Below are 6,730 nucleotides of genomic sequence, written 5' to 3' on the forward strand. Positions count from 1 at the left end.
CCGATCTGTAAGTGGATGCTGTAATTCTTTTTTCAAAAACAAATTTAATTCCCCAATGATATGAAAACATTACTCAATCTATTTTTTACCCTGCTTAAAATACTGGCAGATCCATTGGTTGTATTTCTTCTGCTTCTGGGCATCATCCTCATTATGAGCAGAAAAAACAGACGGCTAGCCATGTATGCTGCGAGTGTCCCTCTTCTATGGATTATTATAACAGCCAATGGTTTTTTAGGGAAACAGTTAGCCGGCTCTTTGCAAAAAGCACCTGCATCCAATATCAGTATTTCATCTCCCTCTGTTATTGTTGTTTTGGGCGGAGGCATTGTCGGGCTTAAGGAAGCTGAGCAGCCTAATATTATATCGTATTCAAGGCTTACTGCAACAGCTAAGCTCTATCATAATGCCATAGAGAATAGAATGCCCTGCACGATTTTGGTTTCAGGAAAGGGATCAGGCAGATGCACTTCTGAAGCATCTTTATATACTCAGGCTTTTGTCAGCATGGGAATTCCGGAATCAGATATTATTCAGGAAGGTGAAAGCATGAACACTTATGAAAATGCCAAATATTCCAGCAGGATCATCAAAAAACTTCCTCCATCAACCATATACCTGGTCACCTCCGGTTTTCAGAGTAAAAGAGCTGAACTGCTGTTGAAAACGATGGGGATACAGGCAGTACCCCATCCTTCAGATCTTATCAATACAGAAATAACGATTACTCCTAATGCGTATAACTGTGCAATGACCTCGATAATGTTGACCGAATGTATTGGCATAGCGCAGGTTGAGCTTTACAATAAGCTGGGACTTAATCACTACTGAAAATCAAATGAATAATCCAATAAAAAACGGTCGCCAATAGGCGACCGGAAACTTATAATAAAAAATTATAATCTTTTACGAATTCCGTATAGGTTATTTTTTCATGAAAAAAATTATTACTTTATTGTAACATTTTAGGAAATTTATTAAGTAAAGATGGTATTCTCAATATACTCGGCAGAATACATTTGAATACCATTACATATTAACTCTGTTTTACTTTTATCAAAAGTCGGAGCGGAATGACTTCTCCGACAAAACCACAAATTATAAATAGGAAAAAAATTTTCTTATTTTGTCCATTCCAATGTTGACACCTACTGAATATTACAAATGATGAAAAAAGGTGTAACTTAAATACCTAATAATTATTAATACTTTTATTATTGGCAAAAATACTTTCTATCATTAATAAATAAAGCTTGATATCCGTAGTTTTACCTCGATTATATTATCATAAAATAACTATAACTTTTAGTGAACATACGTACCATCTAACATTTTTGCAATACGATCAACGTTTCCTAAAAAATAATCTGTCAGCTGCCTGTTGACTGTATCAAGCTGGTTAAGCTTTTTGTTTTCAGTTTCAATCTCCTTTCTGATATCAGCTTTTTTCATGACATCATTCCCCACGTTTAATTGGGTTTTTAATTCACTGATGTGCGAAGTTGAAGTTGTGATTCTCTTCACAAGACTGCTGTAATCGTTTTTGATATTGGTCATTCCACCGTAATTATCCTGTAAAACAATATAACCAGCCTTATAGATGACCTTCCTGTTTTTGATTTCAACAGTGCTGGTAAAGGAAGGAAAAGTCGATTGTGTATCATTATAATGCATCAGGGATAAACGCTCATCAAAAGAAAGTATACCCTGATTCGAGTCATCTGTACCGATAACATACTGTAAAGAGTTATCGGTAAGCCATTTTTTCAGGATCGCATAAATCTCTTTCTTCTTCTTGGGAGTATTAATGGTTTTCGTATAGGTATAATTACCATTTACCTGCTCCAGAGTTTGGGCATGTAAGAATGCGGTGAGCATCAGCAACAATATAGACAACTTTTTCATGTTAATTTTTTTTTTATTTTACTACTTTATTTTTTAAGCGTTGAAGACAGGAAAGCAATAGCTTCTTCCAATGCCATTTTTCTGGCTGGGTAGCTAAAATCAAACTGATATTCATAAGGAAGTAAAGGTGTATAGTTAGTGGTAAAAAATAAAGTGTCTACCTTAATATTCAATCGGGTAAGTTTTCTGGCAAAGGCGTAGGACTGACTGGCCAGAGGGTCTGCATTCCCGACGCTGATAAATGCAGGAGGAAATGCGGGATCTGTAGTGAAATTCTTCATTCCTGAATATGCCCATAATGCTGTTTTGAGAAATCTTTTGTATAGGCCGTTAAGATCCACCTCCTTAATGTCATTGATATCATAGGCACCACAAAACAATAATATGGCACGAAGCTGCTCTCTTTTCAATAAAGATTTGATGTTAGGCATTGAAGTATAAGAAGGTTGTGAAATGATATTGGCCAGCTGCGCAGCAACCTGCGCTCCCCCAAAATCTCTTGCGATACTGATCGAACGAAGAGCTGTACCGTTTCTATTAAGGTAGTCCAAGGCTGCATTTGCTTGAATAACAAGAGTAGGATATGTATACTCCGAAGCCACTGAATAATTAATTGCTACAACAGTAAATCCTTTACCAGCAAGCATTTTACAATAATTAGCCACATTCTCCTTACTTCCGGAAATCCAACTACCGCCATGGATCCAGGCAATAGTGGGAAGAACATCATCAGTAGTTGAAATAGAATCAGGAAAATGGACATCCAGCAGCGCATCCTTATCGTTGTCCATATATCGAAGATCATACAATCTGTTGATTCCTGAAGGAAGAAAAGGTTCCATGGCCTCGGAAACCCGCCTGCAATTCTTGTTAAAGGCATGACGGATTAATAGAGTATCAGGCCAGGAGCTTACCTGGAAAGAAATAAAAATACCTGGGGCTATAACAATGATCGTCGTAAAATCCCAGGTTAAAATTTTCATGATTTTATTTTCACTTGTTTTCATGTTTGCTTAATGGTTATTTCAAATCATTGGTCCGAAACTGCTCTTACCTCTTTTTTAATTTTACGTTCCCTTTTATGGTGAAAGACGACCATATCATAATCCCTCCTTAACAGAGTAATTTCATCGTTAATATCCATATACCGATACTCTGCATTTTCAGCGGTGTAATCAGGCATATCAAAACTTTTTTGAAGTTCAGAGGTCTCGCCGTCCAGATAATGGTTACCGTATTGGCAATGGTATTCAAAATCACTTCCATTTCATCCTCCGCAAATTGATCATCGAGGTACACGTTTTTGCTAATGTGGTCAGAGTGAACCTGCCCTTTTTCAGCTTTAAACAGTTTTGCTTTTCCAGGCTGCTTGCATGCAATTACTGAATGAATCAGTAGTCCTGACATAAAGAAAATTTTTTTCATGGTACTGCATATTATTCTGTTATGGCTTACAACAATAACCATGGTGCTGTATTACCATGGTTATTGTTAAGCAGCAAAGCTTGCGGTGAAAAATATAGTTCCCCTACTTACTAGTGTAAATTTAAAGCTTCTACCTTATAAATATTTCAGAACCAGAGTAGTTTTACATAGAGATTAATGTAATATAATCACTACCACGTTCATGAATTTTTTACCTTCATGTGCTAAAAAGGCACCGGTGGTATTGTGGCCGTCCCTCATCTTTTGTCCCAATTTATTTCTTCTTCTCGGAAGTCCAACCACATGCAAACTTAAGGGAAAGAGCATTATCAAAGAACTATTAAAAATGTGGTAACTATCTATGCTTTTAATACTAACAACATCCATAATCAGCATCCTTTGCATTTGTTTATTGATTCAAGCAATACATTACTTTTCATAAATACTTACACCATTGGATATTTATTGTCTTTATTATATAATAATGATTCTTTCAAAGTAAAAATAATTGAATTACCATAAAAAAGAAATCATTCAGAGATAAGGCAAATCTTTAATGTTAGTATGTGAAAAACAATATGAGAGACATAGGAGTTAATTTTTGTTAAATCAATAAAATGAATGTTAAATTATTGTTTTTTAATACTATTTGGTTTAGTATTTGTACCGAAAATCACTTTTACTAAGATTTCATTATTACATCTTTAAAATAATTAAAAGACTTTTTTTGACGTATAGTGCAATTGTCGGTATTTTCACTGTGACATGGTAATTACACACTTACTATAACTTATCATATAATCCTGTTCAAATAAGCAATGTGTTTCTGGAAAATATAATCATGTTCCCTAAAGGTTAATTTCAAAAACATGTTGATTAATTTGATCACTAAAAATTAAGGTTTTATAATTTAGTTCTTTCCCTAAAACTACATGTGTAGAATTATATCTATCTCCTTAATTATAAATTATAAAAAACACATACAATGAAGAAAATTTTTTCTTTTTTTATCTTTTTGTTGGTATTTTGCAATTCATACAAATCGATTACCACGACTCATTATAATAACATCATACCTAAGGCAATAATAGGAAATTCGATTGTTTCGGTAATGAAAGTCCCGACATTCAGAACAGTAAAAACTGTTATAGGAGCTACAGGGAGATCGGAGAACAGATATTGTGCTGGTTATTTGAACTTTGGCAGGAACAGTTCCTCTGTGTGTGCCTATGGAAACCCGGCCAGTTCAGGAAATTTTGCATCTCTTAACCCTATAAGTGTAGGTTATATTGGAGGTGCAATTAAGTCCTATGATTATGATATGGATATTGTTGATGAGATAGCACCATTAACACTCTCAAGTTCACCACTTGATGGAACTACAAAGCAAATATTTATGGGTAGGGATGTAAAAGTAAATACATCCATTATAACTATCCCTTCGGATATTAGCGTGGATGCTTCAGGAATTGCCCCTCTATTGGTAGCTGGTCACTTAGCTCCTTGTTTGACTCCTGATATACATAACTCTGTACTCAACATGTATTCTAAGTCATCTACTGCAACCTTTGATCTCACATCAGCAGAACAAGCAATATCAACAACCCCAGGAGTAAACTTTGAGTATTATATAAGCCAAGCCGATGCTATTGCCGGAAATGGAAATACAATATTAAAACCATCGGTTTATATTTCCGGAAATGCAACAATATATGTGAGGGTACAATTAGGTAGCAGTTTTAAGGTAACAGAGCTGCGCCTTAATATTCATACTAGACCATCACGCAAAAATACAGAATGCCCGGTTCAGTTTTCATGGACCGGACCCATTACATTCTCAGCAGGAAATACTAAAGCACATGGTACTATTGGTACCGTTGGATATACTTTTAAATCCGATCAAGCTATGATCGAAACAAATGGTATACAGCATTCTTCATCTTTTCCTGCTTCCTATGGGGTTCCAAATAATAGTCCTAGTATTGGTAATACCACAATCTCAAATAATAACCTAATATTTGATGAACCAATGGATGGAATTCTGCTGGTTTTCTCATCAATTGGAAATCCAGGACTTTCTGTACCTATTGTATTCGATAAACCGGTTCAAGTAATTTGGTCGCAAAATGTAACGGTTAATTCTCCTAACCAGATTACGGGCACTGAGGGAAATGCGATAGTAAAAGTACTAGGAGTGCATGACTCTATATCTTTTCATTATACACAATCTGAAAACTATGCCAGCTTTACTTTTGGCGCGAATAATACAGTAAATTGTGTTGATTCCGATGGGGATGGTCTTCTTGATGTAGATGATCTGGATGATGATAATGATGGTATTCTGGATAGCATAGAATGCTCAGGGAATGAGATCGTAGCTAACGGAAAGTTTACAAATAATGCTAATGGTTGGACGCTTGGTCAAGGCTGGACCTCTACTGGATCTGCTATTGAAATTGTTGAAAATCATGTTCTTGATAGTGATGTTAATCAATCTTTAACTAACCTAAGAAAAACTAATAATTTTATCCCATTGAGCTTAACATTAGGAGCTCAAGATGCGAGCCAGGCTGCAGGCTCAACAGCAAGTTTACAAATTCTTTTAAATAATGTGGTATATGCCACAATCAATAACAGTGTTACCCGCAATCCTTCTGTAAACAATATAACTATGACATTGGCCAATGGGGCCACCTCTAATTTTACACCGTTTTCAACAGCTTCCATTTCAGGCTTTACGATACGAAACTTTACAATCAACATTCCTAATTCCAACATTCCTGATACATCAGTATTAACTTTTCGAGCCCATACAGAATCGGATGATTGGCTATTGGATGATATATCTGTTAAAGCCTTTACCTGTGATACAGATGGAGATGGGGTTTTTGATCATCTGGATCTTGATTCAGATAATGATGGATGTCTGGATAGTGTAGAAGGAGATGAAAATGTGTCTACAAACCAGCTAGTCAACGCAGGAGGGATAGTGACTTCAGGTCCGGGATCTTCTGCCCCAAATAAAAATATCTGTCAAAACAATAGCTGTATTGATGCACAGGGAGTTCCATTGCTTGTTAACCTTGGTGGTAGCGCAGATATTGGAAATGATCAGGGACAGGGGTTAGGATCCTCTCAGGATCCTGATATTAATCCCTGTTTCTGTGAGATACAAATTACAGGTGATTTGTCTTTTTGCAAAGGGTCATCAACAGTGTTAACAGCTACAGCAGAAGGTACTGGTAATACCTTTAGCTGGTCAAATGGGGTAAATGGTCCCGTTAATACAATAACTGCCGGTGGAGTCTATACCGTAACCGTTACTAACTCTCTTGGAGTTCAGTGCGAAGTTTCAGTAACTGTTGTAGAACATAGCAATCCTACAATTCAAAATGCAATC

At 36.0% G+C, this 6,730-nt stretch carries 5 protein-coding genes; 2 read left to right on the forward strand and 3 right to left on the reverse strand.

The features are described from left to right. Nucleotides 1-60: 60 nt before the first annotated feature. Nucleotides 61-831 (forward strand): YdcF family protein, encoded by a 771-nt coding sequence (locus J7E44_RS23250; protein WP_251040671.1) that lies wholly within the window; start codon nucleotides 61-63, stop codon nucleotides 829-831. Between the two features lie 474 nt (nucleotides 832-1,305). On the opposite strand, the gene J7E44_RS23255 is transcribed toward J7E44_RS23250, so the two are convergent. The 3 genes from J7E44_RS23255 to J7E44_RS23265 form a co-directional block, all read right to left on the reverse strand. Continuing rightward, the gene (locus tag J7E44_RS23255) at nucleotides 1,306-1,905 is read right to left on the reverse strand and encodes a DUF4468 domain-containing protein (RefSeq protein ID WP_214834494.1); all 600 of its coding nucleotides are present in this window, start codon (nucleotides 1,903-1,905) and stop codon (nucleotides 1,306-1,308) included. Nucleotides 1,906-1,931: 26 nt separating this feature from the next. Next, entirely contained in the window at nucleotides 1,932-2,888 is a 957-nt protein-coding gene (locus tag J7E44_RS23260) for an alpha/beta hydrolase (RefSeq protein WP_214834495.1), read from the reverse strand. 130 nt (nucleotides 2,889-3,018) lie between these two features. Continuing rightward, nucleotides 3,019-3,312 carry a hypothetical protein gene (locus tag J7E44_RS23265; protein WP_214834497.1) on the reverse strand — a complete coding sequence of 98 codons (294 nt, stop codon included), beginning with the start codon at nucleotides 3,310-3,312 and terminating at the stop codon, nucleotides 3,019-3,021. A gap of 1,003 nt (nucleotides 3,313-4,315) precedes the next feature. On the opposite strand from J7E44_RS23265, the gene J7E44_RS23270 reads away from it, so the two are divergent. Then, on the forward strand, nucleotides 4,316-6,730 hold a 2,415-nt coding region (locus J7E44_RS23270), incomplete at its 3' end, for an FIDD domain-containing protein (protein WP_502757523.1).

Origin of the sequence: Chryseobacterium sp. ISL-6, assembly GCF_018613715.1 — a bacterium.
GTDB classification, from domain to species: Bacteria; Bacteroidota; Bacteroidia; order Flavobacteriales; family Weeksellaceae; genus Chryseobacterium; species Chryseobacterium paludis.

Coding starts and splice junctions, on each gene's coding strand:
- J7E44_RS23255 (WP_214834494.1), bottom strand. CDS start 1,905: ATGAAAAAGTTGTCTATATTGTTGCTGATGCTCACCGCATTCTTACAT.
- J7E44_RS23250 (WP_251040671.1), top strand. CDS start 61: ATGAAAACATTACTCAATCTATTTTTTACCCTGCTTAAAATACTGGCA.
- J7E44_RS23260 (WP_214834495.1), bottom strand. CDS start 2,888: ATGAAAATTTTAACCTGGGATTTTACGACGATCATTGTTATAGCCCCA.
- J7E44_RS23265 (WP_214834497.1), bottom strand. CDS start 3,312: ATGTCAGGACTACTGATTCATTCAGTAATTGCATGCAAGCAGCCTGGA.